The following is an 18,999-nucleotide window of genomic DNA, read 5'->3' on the forward strand; positions in this document are numbered from 1 at the left end:
TTCCTATTTTGTACGACAAGTGTAGGTTGTCTTTTTTTCTAAATACTGTTTTCCTGCCAAACGATCTTTTTCTGTTTTAAACGTTATTTGTAAAACCCCGATAATATCTTCTCGTGTTTCTTGAATACGCAAGTTTATAATAGAAATTTCTTTTCTTCCAAGTAAGCCAGTAACCTCAGCGATGACCCCTGGAACATCAGGAACATCTACTAGTAAATCATAAAATGCAGGAATTGCGCCCTGCTCATGAACGGGTAGCTGATCACGTGTTTCTTTTGCTTTTTCAAAAAACTGATAGATCTTTTGTTCTTCTCGCTCACTTATCCATGTTCGAACTTCACCCATAGTCTTTTCCCACTCATCTATCTTATGTAACAGAGCATCCCGATTACTTAATAAAATATCTGTCCACATCGTAGGATCAGAAGAAGCAATTCGTGTAATATCACGAAATCCGCCAGCAGCCAGCTGACGCGAGCGTGGAAATACTTGATTAAATCGGTCACTTTGATTGACGAGGCCTGCAGCAATAATATGCGGTAAATGACTCAACATCCCTGTAATTTCATCATGTTCATAGGCATCTAACACAACATATTTTGCTCGCGTTCCTCGTAAAAGATATTGAAGCTCACTAACCATTGTTTTATTTACCTCATCGACAGTAAAAATATAATAAGCATTTTCAAACAAGTCAACGTTTGCAGCTAGCACACCTGATTTATGGGAGCCTGCCATTGGATGTCCACCGATAAAAAGAAAGGAAGCGTCCTTTGTTGCCTCCATAATTTCAGATTTTGTACTACAGGCATCCGTGACAATCACCTGTGGTCTTAGGGTAAATGTTTTCAGCTCATGAATCTTTTGAATACAGACACGCACAGGAACGGCTAATAAAATAACATCAGCTTGTTCAGCCGCTTGCTGAAATGAGTCGGCTATCTCATCAATAATCTGGGTATCTTTTGCAATTTTTTCTGTCTGAGTGCAATGATCGCATCCAATGATAATTGCATCAGGCTGTCCTTTTTTTATACAAAGTGCTAAAGAACTGCCAATGAGACCTAAGCCCACCACTAGAATTTTTTTTCGCATATTAGGAAACCTCCTAATAGTTTTTTAAATAGGTACGATAGTCTGAAACAGCTTTTTGAAGTTCTTCAAACGAGTCGCTTGGAAATTTATCTAAGAGTTCTTTTGCAATCTCAGTAGCTACGACGCTTTCACAGACTACGCTTGCTGCTGGAACAGCAGTACTATCTGAGCGTTCGACACTAGCTTTGTAGGGCTCTTTTGTGTCGATGTTTACGCTTTGCAGAGGTTTGTATAGTGTTGGAATAGGCTTCATAACTCCTTGCACCACAATGGGCTCTCCGTTGGTCATGCCACCTTCAAAGCCCCCTAAATTATTCGTTCTTCGTGTATAGCCTTTTGTTTGGTCCCAAACGATTTCATCCATGACTTTTGAACCTGGGAGATTCGCCATTTCAAATCCTAGTCCAAACTGTACTCCTTTAAACGCATTGATACTGGTTACAGCTTGTGCAATTTTTGCATCTAACTTTTTATCCCATTGAACGTAGCTGCCAAGTCCAGCTGGTACTCCTCCAATGATTACTTCAACCACACCGCCGATTGTATCACCATTTTTTTTCGTTTGATCAATTAACGCTTTCATCTCTTCTTCAACCTGTGGGTCAACTACTCGAACCTCTGAAGCTTCTGAACGTTCTTTAATTTCAGTAACAGTTAGTCCATCCTGAATTTCTGCATGAATACCGCCCAATGTCACGACATGTCCGGCAACAATAATCTCTAACTCTTTTAAAAGTTTTTTTGCAATTGCTCCAATCGCAACGCGCATGGTTGTTTCTCTAGCGGAAGAACGTTCTAAGACATTTCGCAAATCGTCGTGATGATATTTCATACCCCCCACTAAATCGGCATGACCAGGGCGCGGCTTACTCACGCGACGTAAGTTTTTATTTTTTTCAGGGACTTCTTCTATCGCCATCACCTTTGTCCAATTTTTCCAGTCTTTATTTTCAACAACTAATGTGACCGGTGAGCCAAGTGTTTTTCCATGGCGAATCCCTGAAGTAATTTTCACTTGATCTTTTTCAATAAGCATTCTTCCGCCACGACCATAGCCTGTTTGACGTCTGGCAAGCTCACTATTAATTTCTTCTGCCGTTAAAGGCATTCCTGCGGGTAGTCCTTCAATAATAGTTGTTAATTCTGGTCCATGTGATTCTCCAGCTGTCAGAAATCTCATATTCTTCCTCACTCCTTTATAACTAAAAATTCATTGACTAATGGTGTCTCAATTGTTTGAATTTTTGCTTGTCCAATTGTTTCTAATAAAATCAGTTTGATGGTGTTTCCACGTGTCTTTTTATCATGGGTAATCGCCTGAAACAATGCGTCTTTTTCCCATGGACTGTGCTGAGTAGGAAGACCAAATTTTGTACTCATTTGAGTCAGCTTTTCTGTCGTTCCTTTCGCTGTCAGTCCTTTTTTCTCTGCAATACGTGTGATTTGAGTCATACCAATTGCGACACCCTCACCATGGGTTACGACCCCGTAACCTGCGGTAGCTTCAATAGCATGACCAATCGTATGACCAAAATTCAAAATCAAACGATTACCATTGTCTAAGACATCTTCTTCAACAACGGATTGCTTTATTTTTAAACAAGCCGTAAGTATCGCTTCTGCGTCTTCTAGTAAGGCTTGCTCATTTTCCAACGCTTCTAATCGTGACCAAAGAGAGGCATCCGCAATGGCTGCTGATTTTATGATTTCTGCAATCCCTTCTCTTATTCGGCGAACCTCTAAAGTATTTAGAGTGAGTGGATCAACAAGCACTCCTTCAGGCTGCCAAAAGCTACCAATTAAATTTTTAGCTTGTTCTGTATTAACAGCGGTCTTTCCTCCAATACTGCTATCTACTTGTGCAAGTAAGGTGGTTGGTACTTGGAGATAATGGATTCCCCTCATGTAAATGGAAGCAACAAATCCAGCTAAATCCCCAACGACTCCCCCGCCTAAAGCAAGAATTCCATCTGTTCGAGTAAATCCATTTTCAGCTAAAAAATCAACAATGTCTGAGGCAACTGAGATAGATTTGCTTGTTTCACCAGGGATAACGGAGAAAATAACCGTATCAAATCCCTGTTCCTTTAATTGTTGAAAGACAAGATTTCCATATAATAATTGAACAGTGTCATCTGTAATGATACAAATTTTTTGTTTTGTCCACAAAGAGGAAACCCATGAGCCAATCTGTGTCAACGACTCTTTTTCTATTAGAATATCATATGCGTGTTCTGGAAGAGTAACAGTTAACTTCATATAGCCTCACCTACTTTTCTAATGCTTGAATTTCTCTCATCGCTTTTTCCATAATCTGAACTTCTTTCATCATGTTCATGTAGGTCTTTTCATTTAGAGACTGGGGACCATCTGACCAAGCATTTGCTGGATCTGGATGAATTTCAACAATCATACCATCTGCACCAGAAGCGACTCCCGCTCTTGCCATTGGAGGAACTAAATCCCAAATGCCCGTTCCGTGACTTGGATCAACAATAATTGGAAAATGACTTAATTTTTTCATTAAAGGGACGGCACTTAAGTCAAATGTATTTCTGGTTGCAGTTTCGTAGGTTCTAATTCCTCGTTCGATAAAGATCACTTGATGATTATTTTGAACAGCGATATATTCAGCTGCGTTCAGCCACTCGTCAATAGTACCAGAAATTCCACGCTTCAAGCCAATTGGTTTTCCTGTTTTTCCCACGGCTTGTAATAGTTTAAAGTTTTGCATGTTTCTTGCACCAATTTGAAGAATATCACTGTATGCAGCAACCATATCGATATGTCCTTCATCCATTACTTCTGTAATAACTTGCATACCCAGCTCATCTGCTGCCTGACGAATGTATTTTAATCCTTCTTCTTCTAATCCTTGGAAGGCGTAAGGAGAGGTTCTTGGTTTAAAGGCGCCACCACGTAAAATTTGAGCACCTCCAGCTTTGGCAATTCGGGCACACTCACGAATTTGATCCAAACCTTCAATGGAACAAGGGCCTGCCATGGTTACGAAGTTTTCAGTTCCCCCTATTTTTACGCCATTTACATCTACAACTGTGTCCTGAGGATGAAATTCTCTAGAGGTTAATTTATACGTATTGGAAATTTTCACCGTATTTTCGACCCCATCGTAGCTGTTGAAAGCTACATCTTGTATAGTTTTGGTGTCTCCTAAGAGTCCGATGACGACATGATCTTTTCCCTGATTAATTTGGACATCTAGTCCTTCTTTTTTTACTCGATTTACAACACGTTCTAGCTGTTCTTTTGTGGCATTTGATTTCATGATAACGATCATTACTTTTCCTCATCTCTATTTATTTTAGTTTAACTATTTTCTACAATTGGTTTTATTTTTTCTATAGGCATTTCCTGCTGTGTCCAGAGTTCAAATGCTGCGGCACCTTGATAAAGGAGCATGCCTAAGCCATTAGCAGTTTTTGCTCCACGAAGACGTGCTTCTCTCAAAAATTTGGTTTCCCTAGGATTATAGATGACATCATAGACAGCTAAATCTTCACGAATGATAGAAAAATCTTCAATTGGACTTGCTTCAATGTTAGGCTGCATGCCAACTCCTGTAGCATTTATGAAAAGAACACTATCTGCTACATCATCTGCAAGAGCTGATTTATCTTCTAAATCATGTAAGGTAATCAAACAAGAGGTATTTTCTTGTACGTAGGCTAATTTTTTCTGAACGCTTGTATAAAAGTCATCGTGTCTGTTATAGACCGCAATCTCTTTTACGCCATCTAATGCTGCTTGAACAATAATCGCTGTGGCTGCCCCACCTGCGCCAATGATGGTCATTTTTTTCCCAATTACGTCTATTTCTTTATCCTTCAAGCTTCTCATAAATCCTGTTCCATCTGTGATATGCCCGGTTAATTTTCCCTCGTGGTTTACAATGGTATTGATTGCACCGACTAACTTAGCTGCCTCACTTAGCTCATCCATCATTGGAACTGCCGCCATTTTATTTGGCATGGATAAATTTGCTCCAAGCATCTCTAAATTTTTAATGGAGTCAATAGCTTGTGAAAGTCGATCAACTCCTAAGTCAAAAGCAAGATAGACCGCATCAATTCCTAATTCTTGAAATGCAGTGTTGTGAATCATGGGGGATACACTGTGACGAATCGGTGTCGCAAAAAGTCCTACCAGTCTTGTGTGTCCAGTAATATTGTTTTCCATTTTTTCTCCTCCAATCAATTATCCAAAAAAAGGTGCTCACCGTAAATTTTCAAAAAATCTACAGTGAGCACCTTTTACAAGTGCAGAAAATAAAAAGCCACTATAGATTTTCATCTATGTGGCGGATAAGACAACTTCGCATCTTAAATTTCCCTAGCCATCATAGATACAAACGTTTAGGTTTGCATCCATGAATTCATGAATACAACCTTATCTAAAATAGCTAAAGTAATAATTATTCAGTTGTGGTTTTTGTAATTGTAACATAACAATCGCTCCAAACTGTTTTTAAGATTGACCTAAGTATAGGATGAATAGAAAAAGCTGTCAACACTTTTTTTCATTATTTTTTCATTTTATTTTCAGAAGCAGATTTCTTTCCTTCAAAAAATCCACCTTTATTTATTACTGCGTCTATCAATAGTTCTATCAGAGAAATCAAGGCGTCCATAGGGATAGAAGCTCTATTTCTTTTTATTATTCACTATTCAGCAGGTATTTTTTCAGAAGAAACAACACTACCTGAGTTTGGGAAAGCATTGGTTCGTTTTTTTATCTGTTCTTTTTCTCGTTGTGTAAAATGCCGGAAAAAAAGTGGGATGCCGCTTCCGTTTGAAAAATCTAAAGTATTCATAGCCTGAATGTGAATATGCGGCTCTGTTGAATTTCCAGAGTTTCCACAGTTGGCGATATGTTGCCCTTCAGTAACGGACTGTCCTTCTTTTACAAGTATAGAATCTTTTTGTAGATGAACAATCGCAACAAATAGATCAACTTCCTTTGCCTTGATGACAAGATAATTACCGGCAATTGCCTGGTGTCCTTTGCGTATACGTGAAGATTGACTCAGCACATAAGGGAGTAATGTAAACCAACTCCGTCTAGCTACATGATCTTCCTCCCCGTTATGGATACTTACAATTTCTCCCTCAATTGGAGAAAATACTGATTTGCCAAAACTGTAAAATAGTTCAGGTTGTTCTACCCCAAAAAATGTGCGCCAGCTTTTACTGGGGGCTGTTCGCGTCTTACGGTCAACTGCCATAAAATCAAATGCATAGCTTGTACCAAATAAAGTGGTTCCATGGCTGGGTATCTGATTTGCAGGTGTATTTCCAACGAGCCATTGCCCTTCAAATGGCAAACCGCCTATTAGAAACTCTTCATTTTTTTTCGTTTCCGTCGGTATTCCCTCCTTTTTTCGTTCATTAACTGCATAGGCATAAACACGATTCTTTTCACACTTAAATCCTAGAATTGTTATCCAGTAAGCTAGTTATAGAAAAATACGGATTTGGTTACCCGTATTTTTTTGACTATCTCATAATCACATTCGTAAATAAAATGAGCCAATCAGTCGTTTCTTGTAGTATACCTTATATTCCTTATTCATGGAATGTTCCAGTGTAGATAAACTGGAACTGATAGCGAACGAAGAAATGTCTTTTACCCTACAATGACCTCCTCTTGTTCTTCAAAAAATAAAAGTAAATCTGAAAGTGTCAATTTTTCTTTTTCTTCTGCCGAAAGATCTTGAATAATTTTTCCTTTTTGTAAAACGATTAGTCGATTTCCATAATGTAACGCATCTTCCATTCGATGGGTAATCATCAGACAAGTTAACTGTTCGTCTTTAATACGACGATCCGTTAGCGCCATTAATTGTTTGGACGTTTTTGGATCAAGGGCTGCTGTATGCTCATCTAGTAATAACAGCTCTGGTCGTTTAATCGTTGCCATTAGCAGACTTAAAGCTTGTCTTTGCCCACCAGAAAGGTGTCCGGTTGGAGTATCTAAATGATTTTCGAGTCCATTTCCAACTTCTTTACATAATTCATAGAAATACTCTTTTTGCTGTTTTAACTGTCTTTTTTTCAAAATGCGTCTTTCCCCTCTTTTTTGTGCAAGAAGTAGATTTTCCGCGACAGTCATTCGAGGCGCCGTTCCCATCTTTGGATCTTGAAACACACGTGAAAGAAATTCGGCTCTTTTTTCCTCGGAAAGATTATTTACGAGTCGATCCCCCATCGTGATTGTTCCACTTGTCACAGTCGTCGTTCCCGCAATAGAATTAAACAGTGTACTTTTTCCAGCACCATTTCCCCCTAATACCGTGACAAATTCACCGGCATTTATGGTTAAATCAATACTATCTAATAAGACTTTTTTTTCTTGAATCCCGTTATCAATTTCTTTTCGAACTTGTTTGATTTCAATAATTGCCATATGCTGTTACTCCTTTTCTGTGCCTAATGTGAGATTCAACGCACGTTTTACTTGTGGAATCATTAAACATAAAGCTAAAATTCCTGCGGAGAAGATTTTTAGATAGGTGGTATCAAATCCGGCTGCGATAACAAGTAAAATCAATAACTGATAAATAATACTTCCAATAACGATTGCGATGAGCCGTTCGGTAAAGGTTAATTCGCCAAATAGCACCTCCCCTATAATGATAGAGGCAAGACCAATGACAATCACCCCTGTCCCCTTGCTTACATCTGCGTAGCCGTCATTTTGAGCAATCAGTGCACCTGATAATGCGATAACACCATTAGACAGTGTTAATCCCAATATTTTCATTCGATCAGTTGCCACCCCCAATGAACGTGCCATCGTTTCATTGTCTCCTGTCGCAATATAGGACTGTCCTAAATCTGTATTAAAAAAGAAAAGAAGTAAGGAGATGATAATGGCTAGTGCAAGAAGCCCAACAATCACAATATCAAAATAATCTGGCAGATTGAGCTTAATGAAAAAATCTTGAATTCTCGGTTTATTTAACAAAGAAAGATTCGGTGTTTTCATAACGAAAAGAATCACTGAATTAAGTCCTGACATCACCAAGATTCCCGCTAAGATGACAGGTATTTTCCCCTTTGTAAATAGTAAGCCTGTTACCATTCCGGCAAGCATTCCAGAAAGAATCCCCAAAAGAGTGGCAAGTATAGGATGAATTCCATGAGAGATGGCCGTCACGCAGACAGCTCCTCCTAGAGGAAATGAACCCTCTGTTGTCATATCTGGAAAATTTAAAATTCGATAGGTCATAAAAATCCCTAACCCAAGTATTGCCCATAACATTCCTTGACCAATTGCTGAAACAATCATATTTATTCCTCCTCATTCATCTTGTATATGCTTATTCTTCTGTTGTAACTAACTTGGCTGAGTTTTTTAATTCTTCTGGAATTGTGATTCCTAATTTTTCAGCCTGTGTAGTGTTTATAATCGTATCTCCTTCAGTAAATGTATAGATTGGTGTAGTAGCTGGTTCGGATTTCCCAGATAAAATATCTGCAGCCATCTTTCCTGCTTGTACCCCTAAATCAAACTGATTGATTCCAACAGTGGCTAACCCACCTTGCTGAACCATTGTATCAACAGAGGTAATAATTGGTTTATTTGATTTATTTGCTTCACTGACGACTGTTTGCATGGCATTTGCAATCGTATTATCCAAAGGAATATAAATGAAATCGACCTCTTGGCTCATGACCTGAACCGTTTGAGCAATTTCATTACTTGATGGAACTGCCATTTTCTTTGTCATAAAGCCTTGTTTTTTCGCAGCTTCTTCCGCTTCAGCCACTTGATACTTTGAATTATCTTCCGCTGACGAATATAAAATACCCACTGTTTTTGCGGTAGGAAGTAATTGTTTTGCTAGTGCCATTTGAGCATTTACTGGAGATTTATCTGAGACACCTGTAATATTTCCGCCAGGTGCTTCATTATCGGCTACAAGATTTGCCCCCACCGGATCAGTTACTGCCCCTAAAACGATGGGAATTTCAGAAGTAGTTGTTGCTAGAGACTGAGCAGCGGGCGTCGCAATGCCAATTAACACATCGGATTTTTTTTGAACCAGCTGTTGACTCATTGTAGTTAGCTTACTTTGATCGGCTTGCCCATTTTGAAAGAGAATTTCAATTTTATCTTCAGTGTACCCTTCATCTGCTAGTCCTTGTTTTACTCCTTTGTAAATTTCATCTAATGCAGGATGACTGACGAATTGCAATACACCAACTTTTTTCTTTTCAATTTGGACTGTTTCTGTTTTCTTCTCTTGTAAAAAGAATGACGCGATGAGTACGAGGACAACGGCACTGACCGCAAAAATTAATCGTTTATTTTTCATTTATAATTCCTCCAACTTGTTTTTTTAATAAAAAAGACAACTACCGAGTGGTGGTAGTTGTCGCAAAACAAAAGACCACATAGACAGTTCATCTATGCGGCCGAATAAGATTTTCTTAGCATAGATACAAATTTTAGAACATACTCTAAAAGCTGTATCCATGAATGACTTCATCAATACAACTATCTACGCCAGCTTTGCCATACGTTATTCACTTTTACAAATTTGATAGATAGATTCATGATGGCCACTTCCTTTTTTTATGATTGAACTCAGTGTACAGGATGAATTTTCATTCGTCAACAAAAAAATGAAAAAAAGATGAGATTTTATTGAGAAGAAGATTCAGTTGTTGATTGGCTTGTTTGTTGTAAATCTGTTATATTCCACATTGGTAAGCGATTGAGCTCTGGGATAAATTCTTTATCAAAGTCTTTTAAATTTTCAACAGCAAATCGATTCTTTTCTACACCATTCTCGTAAAAAACAAAGGTTACCTGATTACTATCTATGGAATATTTCTCTTCTAATTGTTTTGATTTATAGACAATTGGATAAAAATAAACCGTTCGATTTAATTCTTTTACTGCTTTTGAATCATTTAGTAGACTTATTACACTCTCATAGCTTTGTCCGTCAGGCTTGCTATACATGACAGAGATTGCTTTACTTTCTTTAATCACTTTATCTGCATCTTCTTCAAAGAATTTTACTTTACTTGAGTGAATTGCTGGATAAACCAAGCTTTCTACTTCTTCTTTTCGGATGCCTGGTTGAAGAAGAATCATAATAATAGTCGAGATAGTAACAAATGCCAACAAAGAGCCTGCATAGATTAAACTACGTTTTTGATTGGCAGTGGCTAAGTCGACGAAATCATACCAAGTATCTACCAATTTATTTTTTAGTTTATTTAACCAATTCTCCATGCAACAGCCTCCTAATTTTTCTCTATCTATTATACCTATTATTAAAAAAAATAACCATCTTTTCTGTAAATAAATTCAGAAATAAGAAAAGGAAATGGAGTATTGTAGGCGTATACCTGTTGTATTTCATTTGTTGTGATAGACTAGAGATAAGAAGTACAAGGAGGAATTTATATGGCACACCAACTAATGCAATTAGTTACTCCCTTTTTAGAAATACTCGTGTTTGCACTAAATATTTTGTCAATTATTGTATTAATTTGGGGAGTTATTTGCGCTGGGATTGATTTTTTGCGCTCTGACATCATGCAAAAAGATCGAATGAAAGCAGCTCAAACAAATAATTTCATTAAAAGTTTTTTAGGAAGTTATATATTACTCAGCTTAGAAATTTTAATTGCAGCCGATATTATTGAATCTATTATTAACCCAAGTTTATCGGATATCCTAAGACTAGCAGCACTTGTAGTGATACGAACGGTCATTTCCTATTTTCTACATCAAGAAATACAAGATGCACTTGAACATGAGAAACAGTCGGGGCAGTAGTGTTTGGCTCTGAGAATAGGTACTGTTCATCATTGAAAGTGAAACTACGTGATTTATAGAAATAAGAAGGAATTCACGAGTAATCTTCGTGGATTCCTTCTTATTTCTCGTAGCTGAACACTTCTGTTCCGACATCTCCTCGCTCTTTTGTCGCTATTCAATAAGTCTCTATCCATAAGGCCAAAGATTCGTTAACATCAAAAATCCTGGAATCCATGTAGTAAACACTCCGCAAAAGAGAGCAAAATACAGTACCGGTTTTCCTATATGGATATGCAAAACATACTCGATAAATCCTGTTGCCCATAATAGACCCCAAAGTAACCAAATAATGGCAAACAAAGGATCACCGTCTATCTGCCAACTGATATACGCGCAAGGAATCGTATTAATCGCAACAAATAAGGCAAAGATTCCATAGATACGCATATCCAGATTATAAATATAGAGAACTCCCACAAGCAAATAGGTGAAGGCAAACAAAAAACCTGTTCCAGCTTCATAATAGTCTCCTCGTATAACATAAATCATATTGCATAAAAAAGAGAGTGTCCCTGTAAAAAGATTCATTACTGCTAAAGATTTTTGGTGAATACCAAGTAGTCCCCCTAAACCATTACAGATGAGTGTGATGCCAACAAATAACAATCCAATTCCTAACAAACTTGTACCTACCCTTCTTTTTTTCTTTAAGAATAACGTGTTTTCACTTTTTGAAAAAGAAAAATGAAAAAAATCTAAGAAAAAAGTTAGTTTTTATTTCCCAGAAGGAGCTCGGTACATAATTCTAACAGTTACTTTTGCTATGATACTTTCCTTCGTTTGTTTTTCAATAACTTTTATGCATGACACATGCTAGAGTTGCAGGTTTTTGAAGTAAGATGTGTCTACATGGTTCTCATAGCTGAACCTGTTCTTTCTAACCTAGAGATTGGAGTTCTTTCTATTTTTCGTTATAATAGAGATATTCTAGAAAAGAAATGAGGGATTTTAATGTCCTTTGATGGTGTGTTTACACATGCAATGATTCAAGAACTGAAAACAGAGGTACTTTCTGGTCGTATTTCAAAAATTCATCAGCCTTACGAAAATGAGGTTGTTTTAGTAATTCGTGCACGGGGGAAAAATAAACGCCTGTTACTATCAGCTCATCCTAGCTATGCGCGTGTGCAGTTGACAGAGATTGCTTATGGAAATCCAGAAACTCCGCCTAATTTTGTGATGATGTTAAGAAAATATCTGGAAGGTGCAATTCTCGAAAGTATTCACCAAATCGAAAATGACCGTGTCATTCATTTTACGTTTTCAAAGAGAAATGAACTGGGTGATTTACAAAATATCGTCTTAATTGTTGAGTTGATGGGACGTCACAGTACCATCGTTCTGTTAAATAAAGAAACTGGAAAGATTCTCGATGCAATCAAACATATAGGAAGCTCACAAAATACTTACCGTTCACTGCTTCCGGGAGTCGATTATGTTGCTCCTCCACTTCAAACACAAAGAAATCCATTTGAGATAGAAAAAGAAGCAATCTTCCATCGTTTATCTCAAGCAGAAGAATTGACTGGGAATTATTTACAACAGCAATTTCAAGGATTTGGCAGAGATACAGCAGATGAACTTGCTTATCGCTTTGCCCAACGTCCAAATGAAAAAATGGCTGTTTGGACAGACTTTTTTTCTGCCATTGACCATATACAGCCAACTTTGACAACGGTGGGACAAAAAGAATATTTCACCCCCATTCTCTATGAAAATCTGGCAAATCAAACGACAAAAGTAATGTCTTATGAAACGCTAAGTCAGCTTTTAGATGCCTTCTATGGAGATAAAGCTGAAAAAGATCGTGTTAAGCAGCAAGGTAGCGAGTTGTTGCGGAAGATGGAAAATGAGCTAAAGAGAAATAAAACAAAACTAAAAAAACGTCAAAAAACACTGGCTGATTCTGAAAACGCAGAAGAATTCCGTCGCGACGGTGAACTGTTAACAACCTTTATGACGCAAGTTCCAAGAGGGGCTTCAAAAGTTGAATTACCCAATTATTATGAAGAAAATCAACTATTGACGATTCAATTAAATCCCGCCCTTTCGCCTAATCAAAATGCACAAAAATATTTTCAAAAATATCAAAAGTTAAAAAATGCTGTAAAACTAATTGGTCAACAAATTCAAGAAACTAAAGATGAAATTGCCTATTTGGAATCCGTTCTAGCACAGCTTGAAATTGCAGGCCCTATGGATTTGTCAGTCATCAAAGAAGAACTAACTGAACAAGGATACATTCGTAAACGTAAAAATAAAAAACAAAAGCAGGAAAAGAAATCTCAACCAGAACGTTTTCTTTCTTCTGATGGCACACAGCTGCTTGTTGGAAAAAATAACTTACAAAATGACCAATTAACGTTAAGAACAGCGAAAAAAACAGACTATTGGTTACATGCAAAAGATATTCCTGGTTCCCATGTCATTATAAAAAGTGATGATCCAACACAAGAAACAATTTTAGAAGCAGCAGAGTTAGCTGCATTCTACTCGAAATATAGACATTCTGCTCAAGTTCCAGTAGATGTTGTTCAAGTCAAACATATCAGAAAGCCAAATGGTGCAAAACCAGGCTATGTTATTTATGAAAATCAAAAGACTGTTTATGTCACACCAGAAGAAGCAACAGTAGAATCACTAAAAGAAAAATAAAAAATACCCCACCTTTTTTGGGCATCGATAGTGTCTAAGATGATGCACAGTCTTAGAAGAAATCGCTGCTTAAAAAGAGTTGGGGTATTTTTTAGGTCTCACACTCGTAAAAACTTAATAAAGGTTGGGAACAGAAGTCACTCATCTCCACTGCGTTTGTCTCTCAACAACTTCTACGCATGGAACATGCTAGAGTTGAAGGTCTCCACTGCGTTTGTCTCTCAACAACTTCTACGCATGAGACATGCTAGAGTTGAAGGCTTCGAAAATAAGCTGAAATTCCCAAAGATTTGAGGAGCAATCTTCGTGAATTCCTTCTTATTTCTTGGAGCTGAACACTTCTACCTCGACCTCTCTCAACTTCATGAAAACTGATTTTTTTCAGCGCTTGAGCTCATTAGATAAGTTACATATTATAATAACGCTTTAACCTCTTGAATAAATGCACGCACAATAGGTGTTTGCTGCTTTCTCTTCGGATAGATTGCACAAAATTTATTTTCAGAAGCATCTGCTAAAGGAATCAGACAAATTTGGCTTTTACTTCCACCAACTACAATTCCTGAACCTGAAGCATAAGCCGTTGTTTCAAGAAGTAAATTCATCAAAGTTCCCCTATCACTAGTATAAAAAACCGTTTCTTGCTCAGGAATTTCAATTAAATCTTCATAAAAATAAGCAAAGTTTTGTCCATCCTGTGTAAAGCGGACTTGTGGAAATTTAGCAAGCTCTTGAATGTGGATAGATGTGTGATTTGCCAAAGGATGCTGTGGTCCTAAAAAAATATGCGTTTGAAACGTCCCTAAATGCTCAAATTCTAAATCTGCTTGTTCAAGATAGCGGTAAATGCTGGATTGATTATGTTCGTTTAAGTAAATTAATCCTACATCACTAACAAATTGCTGCACATCTTCAATGACTTTGGCAGTTGTTGTTTCAAAAATTCGAAACTGTTTGTATTGTGGTTGAAATTGGGTTCGTAACTTAGCAATAACCGGCCCTAGAAAATCATAATGCTGGGAAGCCACAGAAAATCGTTCTTGCTGTTCTTTTTTTTGATAACGAGTTTCCAAGTGATCCATCTGAAAAAGAATTTTTTCAGCGTGTTCTAAAAAGTCTTTTCCCTCTTCTGTGAGGTACGCCCCCTTGTTTGTTCGAGTAAACAAGGTTAACCCAATTTCAGTTTCTAATTCCTTAATACCATTTGAAAGACTGGGTTGCGTAATATACATTTTTTTTGCTGCCTCACGAAAACTACCATTATTCGCTACGGCAACGACATATTTGAGCTGTTGAAGATTCATTCTTTCTTCACTCCAGTAAAATAGCGTATTTTTCTATCTTTTATTGGCTGCAGAGGTCGATTGTTATTTTCAGCAACTTCATTTCGAAATTGTGTGACAAAGTTTCGGTTCATAGTGCGAACGGTATCAAAAACAAACCAATTAATGGGTCCCTTAGTTGGGGGCGTTGTCAATGAGCCTACATAATAAAAATGACTTTTTTTCTCAGGTAAAAATATTTCTGGATTAAACCATTCCGTATGATTATCAAAGTCCCATACCTCACCCTCTTGATTTTTTAGGATGAGTCCGCCAGTATCTGAAAGAGTAAACAATGCTCCTAGAACCAAGTTTTCTTTTTGCTCATTCATGTGTACAAGATGAAATTCAAGTTCTTCTTGATGATCATCAATGATATGTTCACTGGGCATATGAAAGTGAATGTCCGTTAAGGAATACTTCACTCCATTAAATAAAACATAACTTTTCGTGTCGTAAGGAACAAAGTGTAAAGTATTTTTGAACTCTTTTTCTGTAAAGTGCTCGCGTTCATAAAAAAATGCCAACTCGTTAATAGCGGAGGCGTCTATTTTTTGATGGTGTAATGGAATGGGTGATTGATAAGGATAAGATGCCCCTTCTTTAAACCAGTCACACAGTTCATGCCAGTGCTCTGGCCCACGTGTTCCTGAATAGCCCCACTCGACATCCATATTTTTAATCTTCTTCATCTATTTCCCTCCAAATTTTATAGATTCAATAAAAGTCCTGTCTCTCGCCAAAAATAGTGAGGGAAGGCTAGCAACTAGCAGATGATACACACTAATAGATATAGTTTGACGGAAGAAATGAAAATTGTCATTTAGATTGCTCATAAATTTACCGATAATCCTTGAGAGAAAAAAAGACAGAAACAGAAGAACAAAATCAGGCGCCCAACAAAATAGGGCGAGATTTCTTCCTCTGAGCTTCCAGTCTTTTAAACGTCTTGCTTTGATTTTTCTTAAAAGACTAGTTTGACCAATTTTCTGGATCATTTTTCCAGTCTTTTAAAAGTTTTAATTCAGTTTCATTAATATACTTAGAGTTTAAGGCTACATCAATAAGGGTAGAATAGTTTGTCAATGTAACTAATGGTGTATGATAGGCGTCAAAGTTCGCCTTGCCTTTTGGGAGTTCGTAGGTGAAAATAGCTGCTACGCCTAAGACATCAGCTCCTTCACGCTTGGCAGCTTCTGAGGCTTCAAGAACACTTCCGCCAGTAGAAATTAAATCTTCAATAACTACCATTTTTTGTCCTTTTGAAATACGTCCTTCAATCTGATTTCCTTTTCCGTGATCTTTTGCTTTGCTTCTAATATAAACCATCGGTAAGTCTAAAATCTCTGCTACCCATGCAGCATGAGGAATTCCAGCAGTGGCTGTTCCAGCAATGACTTCTACATCAGGAAATGATGTTTTGATTTTTTCAGCAAGCCCTTTTGCAATGTCTTTTCGGACATTTGGATAGCTCATTGTAATACGGTTATCACAATAAATTGGGCTTTTCATTCCACTTGCCCAAGTAAACGGTTCTGTAGGACTTAAAAATACTGCCTTAATATCTAGTAAATCTTTTGCAATTGTTTTTGCTATTTCACTCATTTTTGTTCTCCATTCCATTCGTTTTTGATTTGTACATAAGTCTCATAAGGTGTTTCTGACTGCGTGATTGGACGACCAATTACAATAAAGTTTGAGCCGATTTCTCGTGCTTTTCCAGGAGTAACCACACGCTTTTGGTCTCCTACTTCACTTCCCGCAGGTCGAATACCAGGTGTTAAGGAGATGAATTCTGGACGAGTTGCTTCTTTAATTTGAGCGACTTCCCATGCAGAAGAAACCACACCATCTAATCCTGCTTTTGCTGCACATTGTGCATAGTGAATCACGCTTTCTTCAAGAGAAACCTCAATTAATTGATCTTCATGCATTTGTTCTTCGCTTGTTGAGGTTAACTGCGTAATAGCAAGAAGTAAAGGTCGTTTTTGTCCTTCAGGAGTTCCTTTTTTAAGACCGTTAAGTGCTGCTTCCATCATTTGCACCCCACCTGCTGCATGAACACAAGTTAAATCAATGCCAAGACCTGCTAATCTGCGCATCGCCATTTCAACAGTATTTGGAATATCGTGTAATTTCAAATCTAAAAAGACGTCATGTCCTAAACTTTTTAACCAGCGAACAATTTCTGGTCCTTCTTGATAAAATAATTCCATACCGATTTTTACAAATAAGGATTCATCCTTAGGAAAGTTTGTTAAAAAAGATTCTACATCTGTTCGATTTGGAAAATCTAAGGCGATAATTGGTCGTGTATTCATTACTTTCTTCCCTCTCTTACTTCTTGGATTAATTGTTCTAATGAATCAATTCCAAGCTCAGTCATTCGTTTTGGTAATTCATTAATCAGTTTCGGACAAATATAAGGGTCCGTAAAGTTTGCTGTTCCAACAGCGACAGCACTTGCTCCTGCCATGTACATTTCTAAAACGTCATCAACCGTTTGAACGCCCCCCATCCCAATGATAGGTAAGTTAGAGACATTTGCTACTTGGTTAATTAAACGAATGGCCACAGGTTTGATTGCAGGTCCGGATAAGCCCCCTGTTTGATTGGCTAAAATTGGTTTTCGTGTTTTTAAATCGATTCTCATTCCAAGCAAGGTGTTGATCATAGTAAAGCCATCTGCGCCACCTGCTTCAATTGCTTTAGCGATTGGGACAATATCTGTCACATTCGGTGAAAGCTTGACGTAAATTGGTACTTGAGAAACTTTTTTAACAGCTTTAGTCAATGCATAAGCAACATCTGGGTCTGTTCCAAAAGCGATTCCCCCATGCTTTACATTTGGACAAGAAATATTTAGTTCAATTGCTTTCACGTTTTTTGCTTGACTGATTTTTTCACAGACAAGCACATAATCTTCTTCACAAGCCCCAGCAACATTTGCAATGATTGGGAGTGTATCAAAAGCTTCCAGACTAGGTAAAATCTCATTCATCACTACATCTAGCCCAGGATTTTGTAATCCAATAGCATTTAACATGCCGCTAGGTGTTTCTGCTACCCGAGGAGTTGGATTTCCGAAACGTTCTTCAGGCGTTGTTGCTTTAATCATAATTGAACCAAGCTGATTTAAATCGTAGTATTTACTGTATTCTTTACCAAAACCAAAACAGCCACTAGCGGGCATGATTGGATTTTTTAAGTCTAAACCTGGTAGATGAACCGCTAATCGATTCTTCATAAAACAACCTCCCCTGCTTTAAATATAGGTCCTTCATCACAGACTTTCACACTCTTGTTTCCTGTTTCATCATCTTTAACATGGCAAACACAGGCGTAACAAGCCCCCATTCCACAAGCCATTCTTGATTCCAGAGACAATTGAACATTTGGATGTTCTTTAAACTGAGATTCAACAGCTTTTAACATGCCATTTGCCCCACAAGCAAAAACAGCAGCAGGGGGAATCGTTTGGACAGCTTCTTCTAATAAATGGCCGACATGACCATGGTGAGCGAAGCTTCCATCATCTGTAGCAAATCTTGTTTCAGCTAAACCTTCAAATTCTTCTTGGTAATACATGACCTCTTTAGAAGCATAACCCAGAAAATGAATTGGTGTCACTCCTTTTTTGAGTAATTGCTTTGAGAGCTCATATAAGGGAGGAATGCCAATACCCCCTCCGACAATAAAAGCAATATCGCCTTTATTTAGCCCTGTGAGATCAAATCCGTTACCTAATGGTCCCATTACGTCTAGTAAATCGCCTGATTGAAGCTGTGAAAATTCTTTTGTCCCCTCACCTTCTACTCGATAAATAATCCTGCAAGTCTGTTTTTCAGCATCAATATGATTGATGCTAATTGGTCGACGCAAAAGTAAATCAGCTCTAGGAACCCGAATATGAATAAATTGACCAGGTGTACCCATCTCTTTTACTAGCTCACCAGTTAAGGTAAGCTCAAAAATTCTAGGTGCCAGTTGCTTTTGACTGACAATTTTCATCATTTCTTGTTTCATTTTCATGCTCCTTTTCTCAGTTATGTATGAGGTTTATCTAAAA

The 18,999-nt window shown here is 37.6% G+C and carries 19 protein-coding genes; 2 read left to right on the plus strand and 17 right to left on the minus strand.

The genetic code is table 11. The features are described 5' to 3' along the window. Positions 1 to 3 precede the first annotated feature (3 nt). The 10 genes from I589_RS09320 to I589_RS09365 form a co-directional block, all read right to left on the minus strand. Entirely contained in the window at positions 4 to 1,095 is a 1,092-nt protein-coding gene (locus I589_RS09320) for a prephenate dehydrogenase (protein WP_010767695.1), read from the minus strand. A 13-nt stretch (positions 1,096 to 1,108) separates the two neighbouring features. After that, positions 1,109 to 2,275, minus strand: a complete 1,167-nt coding sequence (aroC, locus tag I589_RS09325; RefSeq protein ID WP_010767694.1) for a chorismate synthase — start codon at positions 2,273 to 2,275, stop codon at positions 1,109 to 1,111. Positions 2,276 to 2,283: 8 nt separating this feature from the next. Continuing rightward, positions 2,284 to 3,354 (minus strand): 3-dehydroquinate synthase, encoded by a 1,071-nt coding sequence (aroB, locus tag I589_RS09330; protein ID WP_010767693.1) that lies wholly within the window; start codon positions 3,352 to 3,354, stop codon positions 2,284 to 2,286. 10 nt (positions 3,355 to 3,364) lie between these two features. After that, positions 3,365 to 4,393, minus strand: coding sequence for a 3-deoxy-7-phosphoheptulonate synthase (gene aroF / locus I589_RS09335; RefSeq protein ID WP_010767692.1), 1,029 nt, complete (start codon positions 4,391 to 4,393; stop codon positions 3,365 to 3,367). A 29-nt stretch (positions 4,394 to 4,422) separates the two neighbouring features. After that, complete coding sequence (gene aroE, locus I589_RS09340; RefSeq protein ID WP_010767691.1) at positions 4,423 to 5,292, minus strand: shikimate dehydrogenase; 870 nt, start codon at positions 5,290 to 5,292, stop codon at positions 4,423 to 4,425. Between the two features lie 484 nt (positions 5,293 to 5,776). Next, positions 5,777 to 6,436 (minus strand): M23 family metallopeptidase, encoded by a 660-nt coding sequence (locus I589_RS09345; protein WP_010767690.1) that lies wholly within the window; start codon positions 6,434 to 6,436, stop codon positions 5,777 to 5,779. Positions 6,437 to 6,738: 302 nt separating this feature from the next. Continuing rightward, positions 6,739 to 7,518, minus strand: coding sequence for an ABC transporter ATP-binding protein (locus I589_RS09350; protein WP_010767689.1), 780 nt, complete (start codon positions 7,516 to 7,518; stop codon positions 6,739 to 6,741). A 6-nt stretch (positions 7,519 to 7,524) separates the two neighbouring features. Further along, the gene (locus I589_RS09355; protein WP_010767688.1) at positions 7,525 to 8,403 is read right to left on the minus strand and encodes an ABC transporter permease; all 879 of its coding nucleotides are present in this window, start codon (positions 8,401 to 8,403) and stop codon (positions 7,525 to 7,527) included. A 31-nt stretch (positions 8,404 to 8,434) separates the two neighbouring features. Beyond that, complete coding sequence (gene trpX, locus I589_RS09360; protein WP_010767687.1) at positions 8,435 to 9,433, minus strand: tryptophan ABC transporter substrate-binding protein; 999 nt, start codon at positions 9,431 to 9,433, stop codon at positions 8,435 to 8,437. A gap of 329 nt (positions 9,434 to 9,762) precedes the next feature. Next, positions 9,763 to 10,362: a hypothetical protein gene (locus I589_RS09365; RefSeq protein WP_010767686.1), complete on the minus strand. Its 600-nt coding sequence runs from the start codon at positions 10,360 to 10,362 to the stop codon at positions 9,763 to 9,765. Between the two features lie 174 nt (positions 10,363 to 10,536). Between I589_RS09365 and I589_RS09370 the strand changes: the two genes are divergently transcribed. Then, the gene (locus I589_RS09370; RefSeq protein WP_010767685.1) at positions 10,537 to 10,911 is read left to right on the plus strand and encodes a DUF1622 domain-containing protein; all 375 of its coding nucleotides are present in this window, start codon (positions 10,537 to 10,539) and stop codon (positions 10,909 to 10,911) included. A gap of 168 nt (positions 10,912 to 11,079) precedes the next feature. Here the strand turns inward: I589_RS09370 and I589_RS09375 are convergent, their stop codons facing one another. Continuing rightward, on the minus strand, positions 11,080 to 11,574 hold the full coding sequence (locus I589_RS09375; protein WP_010767684.1) for an AmiS/UreI family transporter: 495 nt from the start codon (positions 11,572 to 11,574) through the stop codon (positions 11,080 to 11,082). Between the two features lie 330 nt (positions 11,575 to 11,904). Here I589_RS09375 and efbA point away from each other — a divergent pair, with 330 nt between their 5' ends. Continuing rightward, positions 11,905 to 13,608, plus strand: coding sequence for a fibronectin-binding protein EfbA (gene efbA, locus I589_RS09380; protein WP_010767683.1), 1,704 nt, complete (start codon positions 11,905 to 11,907; stop codon positions 13,606 to 13,608). Between the two features lie 413 nt (positions 13,609 to 14,021). Here the strand turns inward: efbA and I589_RS09385 are convergent, their stop codons facing one another. From I589_RS09385 to I589_RS09415, 6 genes are all read right to left on the minus strand, one after another. Further along, positions 14,022 to 14,912, minus strand: a complete 891-nt coding sequence (locus I589_RS09385; protein WP_010767682.1) for a LysR family transcriptional regulator — start codon at positions 14,910 to 14,912, stop codon at positions 14,022 to 14,024. Continuing rightward, entirely contained in the window at positions 14,909 to 15,622 is a 714-nt protein-coding gene (locus I589_RS09390; protein ID WP_010767681.1) for a carbonic anhydrase family protein, read from the minus strand. The genes I589_RS09385 and I589_RS09390 overlap by 4 nt, the downstream gene beginning before the upstream one ends. A 280-nt stretch (positions 15,623 to 15,902) precedes the next feature. Continuing rightward, the gene (gene pyrE / locus I589_RS09400) at positions 15,903 to 16,535 is read right to left on the minus strand and encodes an orotate phosphoribosyltransferase (RefSeq protein ID WP_010767680.1); all 633 of its coding nucleotides are present in this window, start codon (positions 16,533 to 16,535) and stop codon (positions 15,903 to 15,905) included. Continuing rightward, entirely contained in the window at positions 16,532 to 17,251 is a 720-nt protein-coding gene (gene pyrF / locus I589_RS09405) for an orotidine-5'-phosphate decarboxylase (protein ID WP_010767679.1), read from the minus strand. The genes pyrE and pyrF overlap by 4 nt, the downstream gene beginning before the upstream one ends. After that, on the minus strand, positions 17,251 to 18,177 hold the full coding sequence (locus I589_RS09410) for a dihydroorotate dehydrogenase (RefSeq protein ID WP_010767678.1): 927 nt from the start codon (positions 18,175 to 18,177) through the stop codon (positions 17,251 to 17,253). Before I589_RS09410 ends, pyrF begins: the two co-directional genes overlap by 1 nt. Next, positions 18,174 to 18,956: a dihydroorotate dehydrogenase electron transfer subunit gene (locus I589_RS09415; protein WP_010767677.1), complete on the minus strand. Its 783-nt coding sequence runs from the start codon at positions 18,954 to 18,956 to the stop codon at positions 18,174 to 18,176. Before I589_RS09415 ends, I589_RS09410 begins: the two co-directional genes overlap by 4 nt. Between the last annotated feature and the right edge of the window lie 43 nt (positions 18,957 to 18,999).

Source organism: Enterococcus phoeniculicola ATCC BAA-412 (assembly GCF_000407505.1).
Lineage (GTDB): Bacteria > Bacillota > Bacilli > Lactobacillales > Enterococcaceae > Enterococcus_K > Enterococcus_K phoeniculicola.

Coding starts and splice junctions, on each gene's coding strand:
- I589_RS09320 (WP_010767695.1), bottom strand. CDS start 1,095: ATGCGAAAAAAAATTCTAGTGGTGGGCTTAGGTCTCATTGGCAGTTCT.
- I589_RS09415 (WP_010767677.1), bottom strand. CDS start 18,956: ATGAAACAAGAAATGATGAAAATTGTCAGTCAAAAGCAACTGGCACCT.
- I589_RS09390 (WP_010767681.1), bottom strand. CDS start 15,622: ATGAAGAAGATTAAAAATATGGATGTCGAGTGGGGCTATTCAGGAACA.
- trpX (WP_010767687.1), bottom strand. CDS start 9,433: ATGAAAAATAAACGATTAATTTTTGCGGTCAGTGCCGTTGTCCTCGTA.
- aroF (WP_010767692.1), bottom strand. CDS start 4,393: ATGATCGTTATCATGAAATCAAATGCCACAAAAGAACAGCTAGAACGT.
- efbA (WP_010767683.1), top strand. CDS start 11,905: ATGTCCTTTGATGGTGTGTTTACACATGCAATGATTCAAGAACTGAAA.
- I589_RS09355 (WP_010767688.1), bottom strand. CDS start 8,403: ATGATTGTTTCAGCAATTGGTCAAGGAATGTTATGGGCAATACTTGGG.
- I589_RS09410 (WP_010767678.1), bottom strand. CDS start 18,177: ATGAAGAATCGATTAGCGGTTCATCTACCAGGTTTAGACTTAAAAAAT.
- aroE (WP_010767691.1), bottom strand. CDS start 5,292: ATGGAAAACAATATTACTGGACACACAAGACTGGTAGGACTTTTTGCG.
- pyrE (WP_010767680.1), bottom strand. CDS start 16,535: ATGAGTGAAATAGCAAAAACAATTGCAAAAGATTTACTAGATATTAAG.
- I589_RS09365 (WP_010767686.1), bottom strand. CDS start 10,362: ATGGAGAATTGGTTAAATAAACTAAAAAATAAATTGGTAGATACTTGG.
- I589_RS09350 (WP_010767689.1), bottom strand. CDS start 7,518: ATGGCAATTATTGAAATCAAACAAGTTCGAAAAGAAATTGATAACGGG.
- pyrF (WP_010767679.1), bottom strand. CDS start 17,251: ATGAATACACGACCAATTATCGCCTTAGATTTTCCAAATCGAACAGAT.
- aroC (WP_010767694.1), bottom strand. CDS start 2,275: ATGAGATTTCTGACAGCTGGAGAATCACATGGACCAGAATTAACAACT.
- I589_RS09370 (WP_010767685.1), top strand. CDS start 10,537: ATGGCACACCAACTAATGCAATTAGTTACTCCCTTTTTAGAAATACTC.
- aroB (WP_010767693.1), bottom strand. CDS start 3,354: ATGAAGTTAACTGTTACTCTTCCAGAACACGCATATGATATTCTAATA.
- I589_RS09385 (WP_010767682.1), bottom strand. CDS start 14,912: ATGAATCTTCAACAGCTCAAATATGTCGTTGCCGTAGCGAATAATGGT.